At 61.5% G+C, this 244-nt stretch carries 1 protein-coding gene; it reads left to right on the forward strand.

Annotated elements, in window-relative coordinates; translation table 11 throughout:
• On the forward strand, window positions 1-244 hold a 244-nt coding region (locus ACPYOG_RS20350), incomplete at both ends, for a hypothetical protein (protein WP_481295890.1).

Consider the following 244-nt stretch of genomic DNA (forward strand, 5'->3'; position numbering starts at 1 on the left):
TTATCGGTCTTTCCGGTCTGATCACGCCTTCCCTGGACGAAATGGTGCATGTTGCCTCGGAAATGGAGCGGCAGGGTTTTGATATTCCGCTGTTGATCGGCGGTGCGACCACCAGCCGTGTGCATACCGCGGTGAAGATCCATCCGCGCTACGAGAAGGGGCAGACGGTCTACGTCACCGACGCCAGCCGCGCCGTCGGCGTCGTTTCGGCGCTGCTGTCGCCGGATGCCAAGCAGGGCTATGT

It is taken from the genome of Leifsonia sp. HAY1-4F (assembly GCF_056755275.1).